At 41.5% G+C, this 20,844-nt stretch carries 15 protein-coding genes and 2 pseudogenes; 13 read left to right on the top strand and 4 right to left on the bottom strand.

Going from position 1 to position 20,844, the window contains the following annotated elements:
* The first annotated feature begins 432 nt into the window (after positions 1 to 432).
* The 6 genes and pseudogenes from WAX46_RS07960 (at position 433) to treR (ending at position 8,387) form a co-directional block, all read left to right on the top strand.
* The gene (locus tag WAX46_RS07960) at positions 433 to 2,091 is read left to right on the top strand and encodes a pyridoxal phosphate-dependent decarboxylase family protein (RefSeq protein ID WP_336493611.1); all 1,659 of its coding nucleotides are present in this window, start codon (positions 433 to 435) and stop codon (positions 2,089 to 2,091) included.
* 31 nt (positions 2,092 to 2,122) lie between these two features.
* Positions 2,123 to 3,847, top strand: a complete 1,725-nt coding sequence (locus WAX46_RS07955) for a methyl-accepting chemotaxis protein (protein ID WP_336493610.1) — start codon at positions 2,123 to 2,125, stop codon at positions 3,845 to 3,847.
* Between the two features lie 127 nt (positions 3,848 to 3,974).
* Positions 3,975 to 4,330: pseudogene (locus WAX46_RS07950) on the top strand (J-domain-containing protein).
* A gap of 143 nt (positions 4,331 to 4,473) precedes the next feature.
* Positions 4,474 to 5,898, top strand: a complete 1,425-nt coding sequence (treP, locus tag WAX46_RS07945) for a PTS system trehalose-specific EIIBC component (RefSeq protein ID WP_336493609.1) — start codon at positions 4,474 to 4,476, stop codon at positions 5,896 to 5,898.
* Positions 5,899 to 5,939: 41 nt separating this feature from the next.
* Complete coding sequence (gene treC, locus WAX46_RS07940) at positions 5,940 to 7,640, top strand: alpha,alpha-phosphotrehalase (protein ID WP_336493608.1); 1,701 nt, start codon at positions 5,940 to 5,942, stop codon at positions 7,638 to 7,640.
* Positions 7,641 to 7,658: 18 nt separating this feature from the next.
* The gene (treR, locus tag WAX46_RS07935; protein ID WP_336493607.1) at positions 7,659 to 8,387 is read left to right on the top strand and encodes a trehalose operon repressor; all 729 of its coding nucleotides are present in this window, start codon (positions 7,659 to 7,661) and stop codon (positions 8,385 to 8,387) included.
* A gap of 15 nt (positions 8,388 to 8,402) precedes the next feature.
* On the opposite strand, the gene WAX46_RS07930 is transcribed toward treR, so the two are convergent.
* On the bottom strand, positions 8,403 to 12,683 hold the full coding sequence (locus WAX46_RS07930; protein WP_226568443.1) for a multifunctional 2',3'-cyclic-nucleotide 2'-phosphodiesterase/3'-nucleotidase/5'-nucleotidase: 4,281 nt from the start codon (positions 12,681 to 12,683) through the stop codon (positions 8,403 to 8,405).
* A 209-nt stretch (positions 12,684 to 12,892) separates the two neighbouring features.
* Between WAX46_RS07930 and WAX46_RS07925 the strand changes: the two are divergent.
* Positions 12,893 to 13,150, top strand: a pseudogene (locus WAX46_RS07925) (DJ-1/PfpI family protein); the annotation flags it as partial.
* Between the two features lie 109 nt (positions 13,151 to 13,259).
* Here WAX46_RS07925 and WAX46_RS07920 read toward each other — a convergent pair.
* The gene (locus tag WAX46_RS07920; RefSeq protein WP_226568445.1) at positions 13,260 to 13,475 is read right to left on the bottom strand and encodes a DUF1128 domain-containing protein; all 216 of its coding nucleotides are present in this window, start codon (positions 13,473 to 13,475) and stop codon (positions 13,260 to 13,262) included.
* A gap of 77 nt (positions 13,476 to 13,552) precedes the next feature.
* Positions 13,553 to 14,908: an alanine/glycine:cation symporter family protein gene (locus tag WAX46_RS07915; RefSeq protein WP_226568455.1), complete on the bottom strand. Its 1,356-nt coding sequence runs from the start codon at positions 14,906 to 14,908 to the stop codon at positions 13,553 to 13,555.
* A 218-nt stretch (positions 14,909 to 15,126) separates the two neighbouring features.
* Between WAX46_RS07915 and WAX46_RS07910 the strand changes: the two genes are divergently transcribed.
* Genes WAX46_RS07910 through WAX46_RS07900 form a run of 3 tightly spaced genes read left to right on the top strand, consistent with a single transcriptional unit; the run spans position 15,127 to position 16,492 of the window.
* Positions 15,127 to 15,273: a hypothetical protein gene (locus WAX46_RS07910; protein WP_226568457.1), complete on the top strand. Its 147-nt coding sequence runs from the start codon at positions 15,127 to 15,129 to the stop codon at positions 15,271 to 15,273.
* Between the two features lie 49 nt (positions 15,274 to 15,322).
* On the top strand, positions 15,323 to 15,655 hold the full coding sequence (locus WAX46_RS07905) for a YtxH domain-containing protein (protein WP_226568459.1): 333 nt from the start codon (positions 15,323 to 15,325) through the stop codon (positions 15,653 to 15,655).
* Between the two features lie 18 nt (positions 15,656 to 15,673).
* A complete protein-coding gene (locus WAX46_RS07900; RefSeq protein ID WP_226568461.1) occupies positions 15,674 to 16,492 on the top strand; it encodes a YihY/virulence factor BrkB family protein in 819 nt (272 codons plus the stop codon).
* A 588-nt stretch (positions 16,493 to 17,080) separates the two neighbouring features.
* On the opposite strand, the gene WAX46_RS07895 is transcribed toward WAX46_RS07900, so the two are convergent.
* The gene (locus WAX46_RS07895) at positions 17,081 to 18,244 is read right to left on the bottom strand and encodes an MFS transporter (protein ID WP_226568463.1); all 1,164 of its coding nucleotides are present in this window, start codon (positions 18,242 to 18,244) and stop codon (positions 17,081 to 17,083) included.
* Between the two features lie 75 nt (positions 18,245 to 18,319).
* Here WAX46_RS07895 and WAX46_RS07890 point away from each other — a divergent pair, with 75 nt between their 5' ends.
* From WAX46_RS07890 to WAX46_RS07880, 3 genes are all read left to right on the top strand, one after another.
* Complete coding sequence (locus WAX46_RS07890; RefSeq protein ID WP_226568465.1) at positions 18,320 to 18,697, top strand: OsmC family protein; 378 nt, start codon at positions 18,320 to 18,322, stop codon at positions 18,695 to 18,697.
* 65 nt (positions 18,698 to 18,762) lie between these two features.
* Positions 18,763 to 19,830, top strand: coding sequence for a calcium/proton exchanger (cax, locus tag WAX46_RS07885; protein WP_336493606.1), 1,068 nt, complete (start codon positions 18,763 to 18,765; stop codon positions 19,828 to 19,830).
* Between the two features lie 67 nt (positions 19,831 to 19,897).
* Positions 19,898 to 20,680 (top strand): YfkD family protein, encoded by a 783-nt coding sequence (locus WAX46_RS07880; RefSeq protein ID WP_442895664.1) that lies wholly within the window; start codon positions 19,898 to 19,900, stop codon positions 20,678 to 20,680.
* Positions 20,681 to 20,844 lie beyond the last annotated feature (164 nt).

Genomic DNA, 20,844 nt, shown 5'->3' with positions numbered 1-20,844 from the left:
GAAAATACTCGCCCACAGAAAAACTTTTTATGAAATTCATCTTAATATCAACAGAAAATTCAGTATTTTCTCTATTGCTATATCAATAAAACAGGTAAAAAGACACAAGTCTAAAGAATTATTTTGATTTATACAATGGTGTTTTTAAGAGAACTTCCAGTGTTTATTAATGTTTATGCAGGTTACGTAAAAAAATGAGCAAATAAACAATGATAACAGATGGATAAAAATCCTTCATTTATAATATATTAAGATATTATTTTATTTCACAAACATAATGATTTTTATTTGTTTTGTAAGGGTTTTATTCATTTTGATGTATAAACAAATTATCTGAATATACTTAAGTGGACGTTTTGAGACTATAAACTTTTGAATAGGGGTCGATATAGACATTGACAGGAAATCTTCCATTGAAAGGATTGATAGTTTATGACTGTACGAGCAGAGAACCTCGTTCAGAACTGGTTTCCGAGTGAGGACGGAAATGCAGAGGAGCGTAAAGAACTCGTCAAATTAATGGAACAGATCATTTCAGGGGTCGATCACCTGAAGGATCCGAACCGTGCACACCTAAAGGGTGAAAAGAATCGTGGGGATGACTTTTACAAAAAGCTCACTGAAACAAGTCAAATTCCGATCAATGGCCAGCCAGCAGAACTTGTGAATGAAGAATTACTTAAGCTTTTACATAACCATCCATACCATACAAAGTATTTCTTCACGAACATTTTGCCAATGGCAAGTACACCAGGAATTCTAGGCATGCTGACGGCTATGCTGGTAAATGGGAACAACCTATGGGATGTTTATGGACCAGCAGGTGCGGAAGCTGAGGTCAGAGTGGTCTCAATGATGTCTAAGCTCATAGGATACGATCCAAACGTGAGCGGGGGAAACACAACATGGGGAGGTCAAGGGGCTATTTTCTCAGGACTTCGTTTAGCGATTTCGAAAGTCGCATCGGAGTCATTACGAAAAGGTGTCCCGCAACATCTTTATGCGTTTTGTTCTGATGCAGCACATTACAGCTTATATAAGTCAATGGAAGCAACAGGAATTGGCACAGACAACTTAATCAGAATTAAAACGAATAGGGATCATTCAATGGATATGGAAGATTTACGTTGTCAAATGGAACGTGTTGCACAAAATGGCGGAATTCCCGTTTATATTGTGGCTACAACAGGAACAACAGATGCCATTGCAATTGATGATGTAAAAGGAGTACATAAAACAGCAGAAGCAGTTGCTGAGAAGTATGGTCTTAAGGTGCCTCATATTCATGCAGATTCAGCGCTGGGCGGATTTTTTGCTTTCTTTAATGAGTATGATGTATCTGAAAACCCGCTGCAATTCTCAGACGGTGTTCTTCGCATGTTAAAAGAAATCAAAGCGAAATTCAAGCATCTTTCTCTTGCAGACACGATGTGCTTTGATTTTCAAAAGCTCGGTCAAACACCTTATACATCCAGTTTATTCTTAGTGAAAAACGCTGCTGACTTAAAGCGTTTGGACCTAAAACAACAAGAAACACCATATGTTGGACATAGAGGCTACGGGGAATACCATACGGGTTATACACTTGAATGCTCAAGAATGGGAAGCTCAATCAGTATGCTGAGTGTGCTGCTAACGTTTGGGATTGAAGGATATCAGCGTCTGCTCGGTCAATTTTTAGAGGTGAACCTTGCATTCAGAAAAGCCCTTCGTCAGGAAATTCCGCAAGCAGAAATCGTCAATGATGACAATGCCGGAATGACTACATTGTTTAGAATTTACCTAGACGGCTCTCCTCGTTTTCAAGAAGAGATTTCAGGCGAAGCAACTTCAATGGAAATTGAGCGGAACAATGAATTGAACAAAATGCTGTTTGAAAAGCTTGGAGAGAAAAGAGACGAAATGTTCTTTGGCGATACAACGAAGTTTTTACAAGTAAATGCGAAAGAAGGTCAAGAGTTCTATCTGAGTGTGAGTAAGTTTTTTGTCATCTCACCGTATACGTTACCGGAGCATATCCCTCATATCGTATCTTATTTAAAAGGTGTGATTGCATCTGTTTGTGGACAATTTGAAAGTGTACATGCTTAAGTCAAATCTGAGAGTGGAGATGTAGAAAAAAATGGTGAAACAAAGGAAATTTGGAGGATTCACGATATCTTCCAAAATCATGTCAGTCGTTGTCGGAACATTACTCGCAACCGTTACATTATTCGTTCTAACCTTTTATTTAGTCAGCCAGGATTTATCATCCCAATTATTAAAGCAATTTGATTATCGATTAACAACAGATATTGATACAGCGAAAAAAGATATCGACAATATCGATGGAAATGTCTTAAGCATTAGCGGAAAAGACGATCCGCTTTATGTTGAAGTCAAAAAGAAAATTACTGAGCTTCAAGAAAATCATTCGCTTGAGAACCTATATGTGTTATCAAATAAGGGCGGTAAGGAAAGAATCATTGTGTTAACTGGGGAAGACAATGATTTTGATCAGGATTATGCATTTTCAGATGAGATGAAACAAGCTCTTTCTGAAGATAAAATGGTCAAAAGTGACATTTATCATGATTCATTTGGGACACATAAATCAATCTTTTTACCAATCAAAGATTCAGGCGGTGAGCTCACGGGGATTTTAGGAATTGATTTAGATGCATCTGTTGTGCCTGAAACAACGAAGAAGCTGACGATCTATATCACGGTGGCATCTACTATTGTGCTCATCGGTGGATTGTTCTTCTCATTTATCATGGGAAGGAGAATCGCAAAGCCAGCACGTTCACTAATGGAAACAGCGAACCAAATTGCAGATGGTGATTTAACTGGAACGGTAGAGGTGGAAAGTAAAGACGAGATCGGCCAATTAGCCGCTTCCTTTCAAAAGATGCAAGGACGAATCAAAGAGCTCATTGCCAAAATCTCAAATTCATCAAGTGAAGTGTCTAAAATGTCTTCACAGCTTCGAACGGTGACGAACGAATCGAGTCAAAGCGCACAGCAAGTGTCAGAAGCGATGACCAATATGAGTGAAGGGATCAATGATTCTGTAGCAAATATTACAGATTGCACGATCTCTGTTGCAGAAATCGATACTCAAATCGAAGGTGTGACAAGAGAAGTAGATGAAATGAAATCTGTTTCATCGGGAGTGCAAGAGCAGTCAGAATCTGGTCAAAAACTAGTGCAGCATGTCCTTGAACATCTCAATATGTTACACGACATGATGACAAACTCAAAGCAGGCAGCAGAAGAATTACAATCACATTCAACTGAGATTGAAAGTGTGATCTCCATTATTACGGACATTTCAGCACAAACGAATTTGCTTGCACTAAATGCTTCGATTGAAGCGGCACGTGTTGGAGAAGAAGGAAAAGGGTTTGCCGTTGTGGCAGATGAGGTTCGTAAATTAGCTGAGCAGTCAGCAGATGCGGCTAAAACTGTTTCAGACCTAGTTACTGGCACACAGGAAAACAGTCAGCGTGTCCTTGAAAGCATAGAGGAAAGCAGTCGAGCAGTGGAAGAAGGACGTGAGCAAATGCAAGGAACGTCTCAAAATTTTGCTGGTATTTACGACGGAGTGTCTCAGTTTGCAAGAAGAACCAACAATTTGCTTCAATCGATTCAACAGGTAGAACGAGCATATCAAACTATTTCAACCTCGATTGAACAAATTTCTGTTGTGTCAGAAGAACACGCAGCCAGCTCTCAAGAAGTAGCAGCAGCAACAGAACAGCAAAGTGCTGGCATGCAGCAACTTTCAAGTGCGATTGAACAGCTCTCTGATATGTCAGAAGACTTAGCACAAATGGTATCTACATTCAAGATCAACAATCAATAACGAGAAAGCTGGCTCTTGTGATAGAGTCAGCTTTTTTGCTATGCTTTAACCAAAATCAAAGCATTTAAAAGGAGTGACACCATGGATTTTTTCGCAGAGATTGTCAGAAGAACGGATCAAAAAGGCCATGGACAATGGAGCATTTGAAGGATTATCAGGCTTTGGGAATCCTCTGCCAAAAGATGATGCGGCGCATGTACCGGAAGAACTGAGAATGGGCTACCGGATCATGAAAAATGCAGGCTTTGCTTGGGAAGAAACGGCTTTGAAAAAGGAACTCATGACCGTCAAAGAGTTACTCAAAACCAGTATAGATGGAGAGGAAAAAAACTCTCTCTCATATGTGAAGAAAAACAAAAAAGTCTGGATGAACTTACATCAAAGCGCCAAATGTTTGCACGTCCAGTCTCCTCTTTTTATAGAAATAGGGTCTACGAAAAATTAGCGGAGCTAAAAAAAGATGATGACACGCTGCCTCTTTGATTCCATTGAGGGAGCTTTTTTTATGAAAGCGCTACATTTATTGTTGACTACATGTATATACAAATATAAAATATGAAGTGAACATGTATATACAAGTTTCTTGTTTTTTTTTTTATAAAAAAAAAGGTCTCGGAGGGGATAGTATGGCTGATTATCAGGCAGCAGCAGATCAGATTGTGAAAGCCATTGGCGGCAAAGAAAACATTGATCAAGCAACACATTGTGTGACAAGGCTGCGCTTTGTGCTGAAAGATGAAGGGAAGGTTGACGAAAAAGCACTTGAACAAATTGAAGAAGTGAAAGGATCTTTCTCGGCGAACGGTCAGTATCAAGTCGTCATTGGTCAAGGGATTGTTAATCGGGTATATGTCGAAATGGTCAAACAGACGGGAATTGGGGAAGCGACGGAAGAGGACGTCAAACGTGCCTCTGATCAAAAATTAAATCCATTGCAGCGTGCTGTGAAAACGCTTGCGGATATCTTTATTCCGATACTCCCTGCTATCGTCACAGCCGGTTTATTAATGGGGATTCATAATATTTTAACAGCTCCTGATATTTTCTTTGATCAAAAATCAATTGTGGATGTGTATCCGGCATGGGCTGATTTAGCAAATATGATCAACCTGATTGCAGGCACTGCCTTTACATTTTTGCCAGCGTTAATTGGCTGGTCGGCTGTGAAACGATTTGGGGGGAATCCGCTTTTAGGGATGGTCCTTGGACTGATGCTCGTACACCCTGACCTGTTAAATGCTTGGGGTTATGGAGCGGCTGAAAAGTCTGGTGACATTCCTGTATGGAATTTGTTTGGTCTTGAAGTGCAGAAGGTAGGATACCAAGGGCAGGTTCTTCCGATACTCGTCGCATCTTATTTACTTGCAAAGGTAGAACTATTTATCACAAAACGGACACCTGAAAGTATTCAGCTGTTAGTCGTTGCACCAATTACTTTATTACTTATTGGGTTTTTATCGTTTATCGTCATTGGGCCTGTTACATTTGCCATCGGAAACGTTTTAACATCTGGACTTGTAACAGTATTCCAGCATTTCGCTGCACTTGGCGGTCTTTTATATGGAGGATTGTATGCAGCGTTAGTCATCACAGGTATGCACCATACGTTCCTAGCTGTCGATATTCAATTGATTAACTCAAAGCTGCACGGCACGTTCCTATGGCCAATGCTCGCACTTTCCAATATTGCACAAGGATCAGCTGCGCTTGCAATGATGTTTGTCTTAAAAGATGAAAAGCAAAAAGGACTCTCGCTGACATCAAGTATTTCCGCTTACTTAGGGATTACCGAGCCGGCCATGTTTGGGGTCAACCTTCGCTATAGATTCCCATTTGTTTTTGCGCTGATCAGCTCAGGGATAGCCGGTATGTTTATTGCCTCTCAAGGGGTACTGGCAAGCTCGGTCGGAGTTGGAGGGATTCCGGGGATCTTCTCAATCATTCCGAAATATTGGGGTGCATTTGCCATAGGGATGGTGATTGTGCTGATCGTCCCATTCATCGGTACCCTTTTATATGCAAAACTAAAAAAGAAAAAGGATGAGATGTAATCCTTTTTTCATAAGAACTTAACTAGTGGTGGTGAAGGAAATTGAATCAACAAACAAACGAACCGTGGTGGAAAAAAGCGGTGGTCTATCAAATTTATCCGAAGAGCTTTTTAGATACAACGGGCTCTGGTACAGGGGATATCAATGGTGTGACGAAAAAGCTCGATTATATTAAAGAACTGGGGGCAGATTGTATTTGGCTGACCCCTATGTATGAGTCACCACAGCATGACAATGGCTATGATATTAGCGATTATAAAAACATCCATGACATGTACGGCACAATGGCTGATTTTGAACACATGCTGAAGGAAGCGCATGAACGAGGAATCCGTGTCATCATGGATTTAGCAGTCAATCATACATCGATTTTCCATGAGTGGTTTCAAGCCTCACGCCAATCAAAGGATAATCCTTATCGAGATTATTATATCTGGAAAGAGCCAAAATCGGACGGCTCTCCTCCGAATGATTGGCAGTCAAAATTTGGCGGTCCAGCTTGGGAACTGGATGAAGCGACAGGTGACTATTATCTTCATTTATACGATGTCACCCAGGCGGATCTCAATTGGGAACATGATGAGGTACGCCAGCAAGTATACGACATCATGCACTTTTGGTTTGAAAAAGGAATTGATGGATTCAGGCTGGATGTCATCAATAATATTTCAAAGGATCAACGCTTTTTAGATGATGCCGGGCAATCTGTGCAGGGCGACGGCCGCATGTACTATACAGATGGTCCGAGGATTCATGAATTCCTGCATGAAATGAACCAAGAGGTTTTCTCGAAATACGATAGTATGACAGTTGGAGAAATGTCTTCAACGAATATCGCAGACTGCATTCGGTATACAAGACCTGATCGGCAGGAACTGAATATGACGTTTAACTTTCATCATTTAAAGGTGGATTATCCAAGCGGTGAAAAGTGGGCCATCGCACCATTTGATTTTCAAGAATTGAAGTCTATTCTGTCTGAGTGGCAGACGACAATGCATGAGGGCGGCGGCTGGAATGCGCTATTCTGGTGTAATCATGACCAGCCTCGTATCGTGTCAAGGTACGGTGATGATGGCACATATCATCAGCAATCAGCAAAGATGCTTGCGACTACGATTCATCTCATGCAAGGTACACCGTATATCTATCAAGGTGAAGAAATTGGCATGAAGAATCCTCGCTTTAAAGATATTTCGTCTTATCGAGATATTGAATCACTTAATATGTACGAAGCTATGCTTGATAAAGGGAAAACCGAGGAAGAAGCGCTGGCGATTTTACAGGTCAAATCAAGAGATAATGCCCGTACACCAATGCAATGGACCTCAGAAAAAAATGCAGGTTTCTCAAAAGGGACACCATGGATTGAGACTGCCAATAACGACCTTTCAGTGGAAGCTTCATTAAAAGACAGCACCTCCATTTTTTATCATTATCAAGCTCTTTGCAGGCTGCGAAAAGAATATGATGTAATCACGTATGGAAGCTTTACTTTACTCTTGACAGATGACCCAAAGATTTTTGTCTATGTCCGAGAAGGAAAAGATGAGAAAATCCTAGTGATTAACCACTTTTATGCAGGAGAGGAAGACTTTTCGCTTCCTGATGAGTTATTGCAGGAGGTGGACGAGATGAAGGTTCAAGTCCTGTTATCCAATTATCAGGATGTCCCAGCAGAGATCAAGGGCTTTACGTTGCGTCCATACGAGTCAATCGTTTATCATTTAACCAAACGCTAGTAAATGGGGCGGAGGAAAATGAAAGAGAATAAGTTTCGATTGATTTATGATGAGCTCGCACAACGAATTGAACAAGGTGAATGGCAGGATAAAGGCATCCTCCCGTCAGAGCATGAGCTGTCCTTGATGTATGACACGTCCCGGGAGACGGTGAGAAAGGCATTAAACATTCTTGTGCAAAATGGCTATATCCAAAAAATCCGCGGGAAAGGCTCTGTATTGCTGAATCGAGAGAAAATGCAATTCCCTGTTTCAGGTCTCGTCAGCTTTAAAGAGCTTTCCAAAACGCTTGGCCGGAAAACAGTCACAACTGTTCATGAATTTGGTTTAATAAAACCAGATCAGCATATTCAATCTCAGCTGAAAATAAGTGGGCAGGAGGACGTCTGGGAAGTCATTCGCTCTCGCAATATTAGCAGGGAAGAAGTCATTTTAGATAAGGATTACTTTTTGCAAAAACATGTGCAGGCGTTGTCTAAGGACATTTGTGAAGGGTCGATCTACGAATATATTGAAGGAGAACTCGGTGTATCGATTAGCTACGCCCAAAAGGAATTTGTAGTGGAGCCATGTACAGAAGAGGATGTCCAGTATCTTGATTTGAACGGGTTTGACCATGTGGTGGTGGTGAAGAATTATGTGTTCTTGGAGGATACGAGTTTATTTCAATACACAGAAAGTCGTCACCGATTAGATCGTTTCAGGTTTGTCGATTTTGCAAGGAGAGAAAAAATGGACAGAGCATAGGGCTCTGTCCATTTTTTAGGATGACACTTTGTTTCTTGTGCGCTTACGCTGGTAGTAATAAAGGATACCCCCTGAGGAGAGCATGAGTAAGCCAATCAATGCAGCCGTATACATCATTGTTGCCGTATTCGGTAGTGTACCGCCTAGAAGGCCGGTTCCATCTTGGTTTGAATCCGTTCCGTCTGGGGCTGATGTACCGGCGTCTTCACCTGTTTGATCTGGGAAAGTTCCAACTGCTTCACTTTGATTGAGCACCGTGTATTCACTAAAGTGTTTGGTTTCACCTGTTACGACCCCGCTTTCAAACGTACCGTTACTCGTTTGAGAGAAGCGATTTTTCTCTCGATCGACATAATAGACGGCAGGCTTCTTCGCTTTTTCTGGCTCATCTAATGTAAAAGAGAGTGTGACAGGATCTTTAAAGGTAGACACACTTTTCTGATCTTGTTTGATTTGGAAATCGTATGTGCCGGTTAAGGTGTTTTTCACCTTGCCTGTTTTCGCCATCTGTATATCCGCACTTTTCTCTGACAAATTGGAAAGCGGTAATTCTAATCCCACTTTGTCATGATAGATGGTGACGTTTGGATCTTGCTCTCTTTTCTTCAACTCGGTTACTTGTGCTTTGGATAGAGACAATTGAACGTTTTTCGCTTCGGTCGCTTTGTCTAAATAGAGCAATGCTTTATTCGTGTGCTGTACATACGTTTGGAATTTCTCATCATCTTGGATGTCATAGTCTCCTTTTCCTTTTGCACGAGGAAGGAACACTTCTTTCACTCGATGGTCGATGACAGGAGAAATATGACCGTCCGCTTTTTCAATTTGCTCTTTAAAAAGTTCATAGTCAACGTAGCCTAAGTCTTCTCCATATGACGCTTCTGTAAAGACGCTGTAGCCGTCACCGCCTGTGCCAATAAACGCGTTTGTCGCAACGCGGTATGTTTTCTGATCATCAATGTCAGACAGGTTGCCGTCTTGATCTTTGAGTTTGACATCAATCAGTCTGTTGCCAGCCGGTTTACTGAGTGTAAATGTAAATTCAATGCCAGCCACATGAGGGAATGCGCCTCCACCTTCCTCAATGCCTGATAACCCTTGTTCGAGCGCTTTTTTAATTTGACTGCCCTTTAAGTCTGCTACATAAAGCGTGTTTCCAAAAGGCATGACCGTCAAAATATCACCTAATCTGATATCTCCTTTTTCAATGCTTTCTCGAATACCGCCGCCATTTGTAATGGAAAGGTCAGCACCAGCAGATTCTTGCGCTTTCTCCAGCATGCCGTCGGCGATAAAGTTCCCAAGATTCGTTTCCTTTGCACGGACGTGCTCACGTTGACCGTCTAAAAGGACATCGGTATAGCCGACTTTTTCTGTTTTTAAATCTTGTATATCTGCCTTAAACTGATCGAGGATGGACTTTGCGTTCGCATCTTCTTTTACAGAGTCATCGATGGCGATGAGGTCAAAAGAAGATTCTTTTGTCTGTACGACCCCTTTTTGATCAAAGGCCACGTCCACTTTTCCTAAAAATTGTCCGTAGTCTTTCACTTGAGCCACAATTGTCGGCTCTTTCTTGTTGACGACCTTTAATTTTTCAACAAGGGTATGAGTGTGACCACCAATGATCAAATCAATGCCGTCTACTTTTTGAGCAAGCTCAAGATCACGGTTATAGCCAATGTGTGTTATAGCAATGATTTTATTAATTTTTTCTTCTGTTTGAATGGCGTTGACGGTTTCTTTTGCTTTCTTGTATGCATCTTTAAATTGAATGTTTGGACCGCTACTGGATGTAATGGCCGTGTCTTCAGTTGTTAAGCCGAATACGGCTACCTTTTCGCCGTTTACATCAAGCAGGATATAAGGATAAATCCCTGCTTCCTTTTTCTCACCCGCTTTAAACGTGGCTGGTTTTTTCACTAGATCTCTTAACTGTTTTTCCTTAGAGACATCAACGTTTGATGACACAATTGGGAAGTAGGGCTTTTCAAATTGATGACGGTTACTAGCGTCTACGTCCGATGCATCTCCTGTCAGGAATTGACGAAGGGTAGTTGGACCTTTGTCGAATTCATGATTACCAAACGTCATGGCATCGTACTTCATCAAGTTCATTAGCTTTAGATCAGCAAGTCCGTGCCATTTTGTGAAGTATAGGTCACCAGAGAAGACATCCCCAGCGTCTAATAAAATATTGTTCTCACTTTGTGCACGAACTTCTTTGATTTTGGTTGCGCGTTTTGCTGCATCATCAAGGTGGGCATGTGTATCGTTTGTATGCATGACCGTTAAATGCCAATTGTCTGCTGCAGGCGGTTCTGTTGTACCATCGTCTTTAAATGCTAGCTTGTACACACCAAGTCCGTCCGTGCTGGCATTACGAACAAAGTCTACGCTGCTTGATTTCTCTGCGAACGGTTTTGCAAGCAGAGAAGATTCAAAGGTGACTGTTGCGCCTTTTACTGGTGCAATGGACCAGTTTTGATCCGCGCTTGGGTTAATGGTTTTTTGTTCGATAATATAATCCATCAGCACTTCACGGTTCTCATCTGCAGAGGCAAATACCACTTTATCTTGCGTCAGATGCGGGAAGCCTCCGCCGCCAGAAGCACGATAGTTATTCGTCACGACTAAAAATTCTTGACTGTCAGTGACTGGTTTGCCATTGTAAGACAGGTTTTTGATACGGCTCGCATTCGCATTTACAAGTGTTCCTGTTGTGCTATATTTTGCAGGCTGGGTCACATCCACTTGATAAGTAACATCATCGATCACATCAAAGTTATACGAGCGATATTCTTCGTTCAAAATAGACTGTTCGTTTGAATGGTTGGGTTTGATTTGATTAAATTGTCCAGCAGACATTTCTAACCAATCTTTCACTTCACTGCCTTTGAGTTTCATAATCTGTACGGTGTTATCGTAAAGATAGAGATCGCCAATATTTTTTATCGCTAAATCTCCTTTTGCGATGTTTGTATAATAATTTACACCATTTCGGCCGCCGGCTTTAAATGGCGCACCCGCTGATAAAATGGGCAAGTTTTTATACGCAGTGTCCTTTATTTTTTCTTTTGCATACCACTTTTGTGCATCAGTCACAATTTGAATTGAAGGGTCATCCATCACTTGAGCAAAAAAGCTGTTAATGTCTGCTTCCGTTTTTCCAACAGGCTTTCTGACGTAATCAACCGTTTTTTGGTGAGTGGTTTGAATGGCATCTTTCACTGTGCTGTTTTGAGATGTGACCTGAGCGATAGAATCTATTTTGCTTGTGCCGTTTGTGACCCTCCAGTTGCTGCCGTCAGGCTCTAATGTTAAATCAATCACTCCGAGGTAGCTTCCCCAGTTTTTCGACATGACGACTGGAATGCCGTTGATGGTTCCTTTTGAGACATTGAATTTGTCTACACCGGTATAATCATCGCTTGGGAATGTCCCATGCTGATGGCCAGACACAATGGCATCGATGCCTTTCGTTTTAGTGGCAAGGTCAAAGATCATATTTTCTGATCCTTTAGGTTGAGCTGTTTTTTCAATTCCTGCATGGGCAAGAGCGACAACGATATCTGCGCCCTTAGCCTTCATTTCAGGGATGGTTTCATTGGCGGACTCGACAATGTCTTGTACTTGAACTTGTCCATCTAAATGTTTCTTATCCCATGTCATAATTTGTGGTGGTACGAATCCTATGTAACCGACTTTCACTGTTTGCGATGTTCCGTTTGCATCTTTAAAAGTTTTATCTTGGATCACATAAGGAGTAAATCGATGTTCACCATTTAACTTTTTGACGTTTGCATTGACAATAGGGAAGTCTGCGCCAGCGATGGTACCGTCAAGGAAAGATAATCCATAGTTAAATTCATGATTGCCAATTGTTCCTGCATCATATTTTAGTTGGTTGAGTGTATGAATAATGGGGTGAACCTTTGTTTGATTGATGATGCTGTCTTTCTCATTTTTGTAAATGTATTCTCCAAGAGGGGTTCCTTGAAACAGGTCTCCGTTATCAACAAGGAGTGTATTAGGATTTTGTGAACGGTGTTTTTCAATCAGCTCGGCTGTTTTCGCCAATCCGAATTCATTTGTTTCCTTATCGCTGTAGTAATCGTAGTTCATTATGTTCGCATGAATATCGGTTGTCGCTAAGATGCTGACCTTTACGGCACTGCCTCTTTCTGTTTCTGCATGAATAGGTGCCTCTGGGAGAATGAGACTAATTATCAAAATGGAAGTGAGCAGAATAGACAGTTTTATTTTTTGTTTAGACCGATTTGTTTGCTTCTTCACCTGGTTTCCGCCTTTCTAATTTTTTTGACCACTATATCTATTGTAGAAATGTTTCGTTAACTTTTGAAGTTATTTTTTGCAGATTATTGAAAAGATAACACAAATCATACAAATTACCTTGTTAAGGGAATGTGAATGAGCAGAAATGCTTATTTCATCAGAAGAGGGTTTTCTCATAGGGGTAGGATGTTTGAATTCAACACACCGGTTACGTCCAATTTACAAAAGCATTTATGGACGAAAAAAACATTATTTGCGATCTGCCACGGACCGCAATTGCTCATTACAGAGAAGATGCTAGAAGGAGTAGCGACTGGTTATACATCCATTTAAGTGGATATGGAAAACGTAGGCGCTAAGATTCAAAGATGAAAAACTCGTCGTTAGTCAGGACCAACTTGGACAAGCCATACACAGATGACATTCCGGTATTCAACCGTGAATCTTTAAAACTGCTTGCGAAATAAGCATTAGTTCTTACAACATAAAAAAACCAGTCCCTTAGGAGGCTGGCTTTTTCTGCGCATGATTCAAGGAAAACTGCTCGTAGACTGCAGAGCCGTTCCTTTTACATGATTATTTTCTTAAGCTCTTCAGCTCACTTGCGATGGCTTGCATTTCACTTGGGCTGAATGAAGATTTTTTCATCACCATTTGGTGAAGAAATTCAATATCTTCGTACTTGTCTGGACTGAAGTCATCGGCTTTGATGACTCCAATGTTCAGCATGTTTAACTTTTGCGAAATGTCTTCAATCAGCTGATTGACTTCAGCCGCTTTTTGCTCTGACAAGGGCGGCACGTCCTTTCCTGCATATGTGTCGAATAATATATCTATTTTAACAGAAATGCAAAAGAATAAAAGGAAAATTAAGACGACACGGAGGTGTTTTTCTCCTTTTTCTCTTGCTTGATCTTATCAACGATTCGTTTTGATTCAAATACTACAACCCCTGATAAACCGATGAGGCCAATTAAGTTTGGAATGGCCATAAGCCCATTTAGCATATCTGCCACGCCCCATACAAAGTCATTCTTAAAAACGGCTCCGAAAAAGACAGCAATAACAAACACGATGCGATAATACATGACGTATGAATCTTTCGCCAAATACGTAAAGCATTTTTCTCCATAATACGACCAGCCAATAATGGTCGAATAGGCAAACAAGAGTAAACCGATTGCCACAATGTTTGCACCGATTGGACCAAGGAAATGAGCGAATGATAAAGAGGTTAGCGCATCGCTTTTTTCTGTTAAATACATATCTGCCATCACAATGGTAATGCCAGTAATGGAACAAACAATGATTGTATCAATAAATACTTGTGTCATAGACACGAGAGCTTGACGGGCAGGCATATCTGTTTTGGCGGCAGCTGCTGCAATTGGTGCGGATCCAAGACCAGCTTCATTTGAAAATACTCCACGTGCCACACCCCAGCGAATGACAGTTCCAATCGCACCTCCTGCCACGGCTTGACCAGTAAAGGCATCAGAAAAAATGAGCCCAACTGCGCCTGGAACAAGATCAGCATTCATAAAAAGAATGATGAATCCACAAATGACGTAAAATAAAGCCATGACTGGTACAAAAATAGATGTCACACGGCCAATGCTTTTAATTCCGCCTAAAATGACAAGTGCCGTAAAGGCAGTAATGATGATGCCTGTCACCCATGTTGGAATTTGAAAGGTAGAATTCATGACTCCTGAGATTGAATTAGACTGCACCAGGTTCCCGATCCCAAAGGCAGCACAAGCACCAAAAATAGCAAATAGCAACCCTAACCATTTTTGCTTCAAGCCATGCTCTAAATAGTACATAGGTCCACCAGACATTTCGCCTTTTTCATTTTTGACCCTGTATTTAACGGCAAGAACGGCTTCCGCAAATTTAGTAGCCATCCCAAAAAATGCGGCAAACCACATCCAGAATACAGCACCAGGTCCACCAGCTATCACTGCCGAAGCAACACCTACGATATTCCCTGTGCCAACAGTTGCAGCAAGAGCCGTCATTAACGCTTGAAAATGGGAAATATCCCCTTCTAACGTTTTGTCTTGTTTAGAAAATGCAAGCTTTAAAGAGTAAGGTAGTAATCTAATTTGAATGAAGAGAACGCGAAAGGTGAGGTATATTCCAGTACCAACAATTAAAATCAACAGGGGAGGTCCCCACAAAAAATTGTTCATCGTCGTGACAAACTGCTCAATTATTCCCATCAAATATCCCCCTTTGTTTGTGTAATTCTCCTAAAGTTTCTCCTGTTTTTGTGTAATTTGTCAATGCCAATGAGGGTTTTTCTTGCTAAGTTTCAAAAAAAAAATGGTCTTGATATAATAGAGAAAAGGTAGGAGGAGAGAGAATTGAAGGATGATTCATGCATTATTCGTGGCAATATTTGCAGGTCACCGATGGCAGTTTAGAAAAAGAGTAGAAGATGAGGGGATTAGCGAGTACTTTGTCATTGATTCAGCAGGCATTGGCAGGTGGCAACAAGCATCGAGATGATGTGCCAGATTCTTATTACACTGGGAACTTTGAGGAAGTACAAGATTTAATTGAAAAGGAATTGATCGTTTTTTGACGTATGTTAAGAAAGAGAAAAACCTTTAACTGAAAGGAGATCAGACGAGATGAAAGAGAAAAATCAACTCATGCTTCGAGGAGCTGTTATAGGAGCAGTCTTCGGCATATTGCTGACACTATTTCACCGTCCAACAAGAGTTGCATTAAAGGACAAGTGGAATGACTGCCAGCAAAAGCTGGACGAATACCGCCAGGAGCCAGGCAGAATGTCTGCTTGCGTGAAAGAAAAAATGGAAGAAACAAAGGAGCTAATGCGAACAGTCTCAGATGATTTGTCATTTTTAAATGTACAGGTCAATCAGTTAAAGGAAACAACCCCTAAAGTATTAGAGATTATTGAAGAGACAAAGGATCACTTTCGATCTAAACAGAAAGGTTGATCATTGGAGCTGAGGCGTATGAGTTTTGTTAAAGCGTTAATTGAACGCTTCTTACTACATGAAGGACCGGCGAAATCAGCCGAGCTTGCTTATTTCTTTTTGCTTTCATTATTTCCATTTCTCATCTTCGTGCTCACGCTGGTCGGATATTTGCCGTTGACGTCAAAGGATGTGCTGAGCGTCATTTCTAGTTATGCGCCAGAGGGGGCACTTTCGATGATTGAATCCATAGCAGAAGAGACGCTCAATAGCCGTAACGGCGGATTGTTGTCATTCGGGATTATTGCCGCCCTTTGGTCTGCATCGAACGGCATTAATGCGGTCGTCAGAGCGTTTAACCACGCTTACGAAGTAGAGGAAAATCGTTCCTACATTCTCGTACGTTTAACATCGATCATCTTAACTATTGCGATGGTTCTTACGATTATTTTCGCCTTGATGATTCCTGTTTTTGGAAAAGAGCTTGGTTTATTTGTCGCCGGATTAGTTGGTCAGTCAGATGCGTTTCTCACCATTTGGACAGCTATGAGATGGATTATTAGTCCATTGATTTTACTGATTGTTTTTACATCGTTGTATTATTTTGCCCCTAACATCAGGCTGAAATTGAAATTTGTGCTGCCAGGGGCCATATTTGCGTCTGTCGGATGGATTCTTGTGAGCACGCTGTTCTCATTTTATGTAGGCGAGTTTGCCAACTATAGTGCGATGTATGGTAGCATTGGGGGGATTATTATTTTAATGATTTGGTTTTATTTAACCGGCATCATGATTATTCTCGGTGGCGAGCTAAATGCACTTTTACATAAGCGTAAAATCGTACCAGGAAAGCTATAAAGAAAACAGGGCATCCTAAAGAAGAACGACTTGTTCAATCTTGATGGATGGGGGAATCACATATGTCCAAACAATCGAAAAAAGGCGGAAGCAGTACAAAACAAAACAAAGGCCATCAGCCAAAGCACAAAACAAGCGGAAGTGCGAACGGCCAGAATGGGTATCATTAGATGAAAGAAAACTCCTCTGCACAGAAGGCAGGGGAGTTTTTTTGATTCAGCATCCACCGCCTTAAAACAAAATCTGTATCAAGTGCTGGAACATAACGAGGATTGAGCTGAAATCAAGCTTTTTTGCTACATATTCACTCCCAATATGCCAACAGGACAAAAAATTTCAAATCCATCTACTTCTACTTCATGAGCAAATGTTTTTGTCATATATTCACTGTTTTGGTACGATGCCTTGGCCTTGTGCAGATTGATCAATCCAGTAACCGTTGGAAGGTCATGCGGAACGCTTCTATGTTTCTACAGTGATAACTCACGGGAGCCACTCTCCTAAGTGAGTCTTATTCTAGCTCATTGTAGAATCTCCAATTTCAATTCATTTGTGATATTCTACGTAAACAAGCAATCGTTCCCTATTTTAATGACCTTCAAGCACTTCCGCCGTTCTCCCAAATCGAACACAGAAAAACACGAATAAAATAACGAGGCTGACAAGGTAAAGTAAATTCACACCCTCAAACGTTTGAACAAAAAATCCTCCAAGAACCGGACCAAGAATACTCCCTGCACTAAACGCCATACCGCACATCAAATTCCCAGCAGGAAGTAGATGCTTTGGCAATAAGTCGGTCATATAACTAATCCCAAGTGAGAATGTAGAGCCTACAGCCATTCCGGCAATAAAGAAACAGATCGCAACAGCCAAAACGGATTGAATGAATATACCTGCCAAAAGGAAAAAGATTGATCCGGCGAGTGTGACACATAAAATAATCCGCCGTCTGCCAAACCGGTCGCTGAGCATCCCGAGAGGAAGCTGAAAGACAATACTCCCAATCGCAAACGCAGGTAAAATAAACGCAACAGCCTCTACGGTCACTCCGCTCCTTAGTGCATATACAGGGAAGTTACTATTGAGCGTCGTTTCTAAAAAGCCATAGCAAAAAGGCATCATAAAGGCCACCCAGCCAAATTGAAAGGCTTTTTTGAAGCGCTTTAAACTGTTTGATTGATCTGACGTCTGAACCTCTCCTGTATCTGGATATGTATTTTTTAAAACAAAGACAAGTAGCCAAATACATAAACTAACAGCACCAGACACAATAAAAGGCAAGGATGGATTGATCTCAATAAGTGGTGTTAAAAAAGGTCCAGCAGCAAAACCGAGTCCAAAGGATAACCCATACAATGAAATATTTCGCCCGCGATTTCTCGATGACGAAGCATAAGTCACCCACGTCTGTGTAGAGAAATGCAGCATATGATCACCGATCCCGATCATGAGCCGCAGAAAGAACCAGACGACATAAGATTCGATAAAGACAAAGCTAAACAGGCTTAAAAAGACAGCAGCGCCTCCAATCACAATTAACGGCTTAAAGCCAAACCGACGAAGCGGCGCTTCCATAAAAGGGGACACAAGCAGCACGCCGAGATATAAGCCTGTGGCATGCAGTCCGTTTAACGTAGGGGGTGTGCCAGCATGTTCGAAAATAATGGAAATGACAGGCAGTAACGCTCCCTGTGAAAAACCGGATACAGATACGAGTAAAATTAAAATCATAAAGTGAATTCTCGACATAAGAAGCTCCTTACAAGTTCATGCTTTCATCGTACAATGGAACAATAGGGGTTTCAATAGAAAGGTGGAAAAGGAATGAAGCTGATATATGAAAATGATCGATGGGTGGCAAATGCCGATAACGGGCAACTACATATTTCAGGAAAAGAAGAAGCGGGATACCGGCCAAATCAATTGTTCGTCTCAGCCATTGCAGGCTGTTTTGGAGAAATGTTCATTCATGTATGCAGAAAAAAACAAATATCCTATCAAGGGCTGACCATCACACCTGAAACGACAAGAGAAGGGGCGGCAAACAAAATCTCCAGAATCCACTTACGTATGATCTTTGAAAGCCTTAATACATCTGATGAACAAATAGAAAAAGTGAAGAAGCTTGCGATGAAACATTGTTCCATGGTGCAATCCGTAAAAGGAAGTATCGACATGACCATATCACACGAACGAATCTAAATGTATATGATGCCGGCACTCACGAAAGAATAACAGTCAGACATGATGTAAAGGAGAATGGCTGTATGAATCGTTTGTTTCTTGTGATTGTCGCGATCGGTGTTCCTCTTTCTGTGATTGGTAGCTTTCTTCATTTCCCGCAAGCCGTCATGTTCGTCATATATTGTATCGCCATTATTGGTCTTGCTAGTTTTATGGGAAGGGCCACAGAAAGCCTCGCCATCATTGCTGGACCAAGAATCGGTGGACTATTAAACGCTACATTTGGAAATGCAGTAGAGTTAATTATTTCATTTTTTGCATTAAAGCAAGGGCTGACTGCCATCGTCCTTGCTTCATTAACCGGCTCTGTCCTCGGGAATTTACTGCTTGTGGCGGGGCTGTCTTTTTTCGTTGGCGGGTTAAAATTTAAACGGCAAGAGTTCAGTGTCCACGATGCAAGTCATAACTCTGGCTTGCTCATGTTTGCCATCATTGTGGCGTTTGTCATTCCCGAAGTGTTTTCTGTGGAGATGGCAGAGAAGAGACAATTTGTTTTAAGTATTGGAATTAGCATTGTGATGATTTTGCTTTATCTCGCAGCGCTTTATTTCAAATTGGTCAGTCACCGCGGTGTCTACGTCACCAAGCAGGAGAGCATGAGCGGTGAATCAGAAGCGGAAGGAGAAACGCCCGAATGGTCCGGGAAGTTCGCCACAGTGATTTTACTCCTTGCGACCATTGCGGTTGCGTATATTTCAGAGCGGCTCGTTCATACATTTGACACGGTAGGAGAACAGTTCGGCTGGAGTGAGCTGTTTATCGGGGTCATCATTGTCGCTATCGTCGGAAATGCAGCGGAACATGCCTCTGCTGTCATCATGGCATATAAAAACAAAATGGATCTGGCGGTTGAAATTGCCTTTGGCTCCACGCTTCAGGTCGCCATGATGGTTGCGCCCATCCTTGTGATCAGCTCTCTTTTTTTCGACAAGCAGATGCCGCTGATTTTTTCTTTGCCAGAACTGATTGCAATGGCATCCTCTGTTTTACTGACGGTCATTATCTCGAATGATGGTGATACGAACTGGTTTGAAGGCGCAACATTACTCGCTGCTTATTTTATTATAGCAATTGGATTTTTCCTTTTATAATCTTTTGTGGATAAGGGACGTCTTTGCGGAAAATACTATGAAAAAATGAATGAGAAAGAGTGATGATATGAAAAAGATGCCCCGCATCATGTTTGTAGTTCTCTTATCCTTAAGTTTTCTATACAGCTTTCCTGCAGAGGCGGCAAAGCCGTTTAAGGTACCATCTTCTGTCGCCAGTATCTCAAAGGAAAATACGTATCCGAACGCATCACAGGATCAGCCACTGCTCCAGCCGAGTGAGCTGACAGCCGAATTATTTAAAACAACGAATGTACCGATTGAAAATACGCATTTGATTAAAATGCTGAATGAATCCAGTGTCTCAGGTACTCCGCTTGCTGTTGGATACCGGGCGACCATTTTCCTCGGAAGGTGGGCACTAAGCTACGAATCAAACGAAACAGTCGCCAACTGGGAATACAAAAAAGTGAACACCAATCACATTGATAACAGAGGAGGCAACAAAATAGCCATTGGAAAATATGTCCAAAACCAGCAAGTAAAAGTGAGCGGTGGACTTACAGCGAAAGTACCAAACCCAGAAGATGTGAAATCATTGATGATGCAAAAAGCCATTCAAAAAACAAAGCTGCCCCTAGCGTTTGACACAGTGATTGGCGCAGGAACAAAACGAGATCAGTCATACCATGTGTCCCCGAAAAAAGCAGCATCCTTGCATGCCTACGCTCCAGCCATTAATGAAAAAGGGAAGGTCACATACGGTGAAGTGTACCTTGTGCTAAAAGGAAATAAACGAAAACTCGTCGTGAAAAACGTGACCTCACAAGGAATTGGCGCATGGATTCCTGTTCAGGATCACCTAACGTTTGGGTTTCAAGGGATGAATTAACATAGTAAAACCCCCTCTTTCACTATAGAAGAGGGGGTTTCAGCTTGTAGACAAAGTCTACAAGCTTTTTTGTATAATAAGGGTAATAACACAATTCTGCGGGGGATGAACATGTTATCGAAACGTGAAGAAGAGAGAAGAAATCAATTAGAAGTAGTGGCTTT

The sequence above is a fragment of the Bacillus sp. FJAT-53060 genome, assembly GCF_037104745.1.
Lineage (GTDB): Bacteria > Bacillota > Bacilli > Bacillales > Bacillaceae > Bacillus > Bacillus stratosphericus_B.
This window is presented reverse-complemented; position numbering and strand designations above follow the sequence as displayed.

Coding starts and splice junctions, on each gene's coding strand:
- WAX46_RS07905 (WP_226568459.1), top strand. CDS start 15,323: ATGAAAGAGAAAAATCAACTCATGCTTCGAGGAGCTGTTATAGGAGCA.
- WAX46_RS07960 (WP_336493611.1), top strand. CDS start 433: ATGACTGTACGAGCAGAGAACCTCGTTCAGAACTGGTTTCCGAGTGAG.
- WAX46_RS07895 (WP_226568463.1), bottom strand. CDS start 18,244: ATGTCGAGAATTCACTTTATGATTTTAATTTTACTCGTATCTGTATCC.
- cax (WP_336493606.1), top strand. CDS start 18,763: ATGAATCGTTTGTTTCTTGTGATTGTCGCGATCGGTGTTCCTCTTTCT.
- treP (WP_336493609.1), top strand. CDS start 4,474: ATGGCTGATTATCAGGCAGCAGCAGATCAGATTGTGAAAGCCATTGGC.
- WAX46_RS07915 (WP_226568455.1), bottom strand. CDS start 14,908: ATGGGAATAATTGAGCAGTTTGTCACGACGATGAACAATTTTTTGTGG.
- treR (WP_336493607.1), top strand. CDS start 7,659: ATGAAAGAGAATAAGTTTCGATTGATTTATGATGAGCTCGCACAACGA.
- WAX46_RS07910 (WP_226568457.1), top strand. CDS start 15,127: ATGAGGGGATTAGCGAGTACTTTGTCATTGATTCAGCAGGCATTGGCA.
- WAX46_RS07955 (WP_336493610.1), top strand. CDS start 2,123: ATGGTGAAACAAAGGAAATTTGGAGGATTCACGATATCTTCCAAAATC.
- WAX46_RS07880 (WP_442895664.1), top strand. CDS start 19,898: ATGAAAAAGATGCCCCGCATCATGTTTGTAGTTCTCTTATCCTTAAGT.
- WAX46_RS07890 (WP_226568465.1), top strand. CDS start 18,320: ATGAAGCTGATATATGAAAATGATCGATGGGTGGCAAATGCCGATAAC.
- WAX46_RS07900 (WP_226568461.1), top strand. CDS start 15,674: ATGAGTTTTGTTAAAGCGTTAATTGAACGCTTCTTACTACATGAAGGA.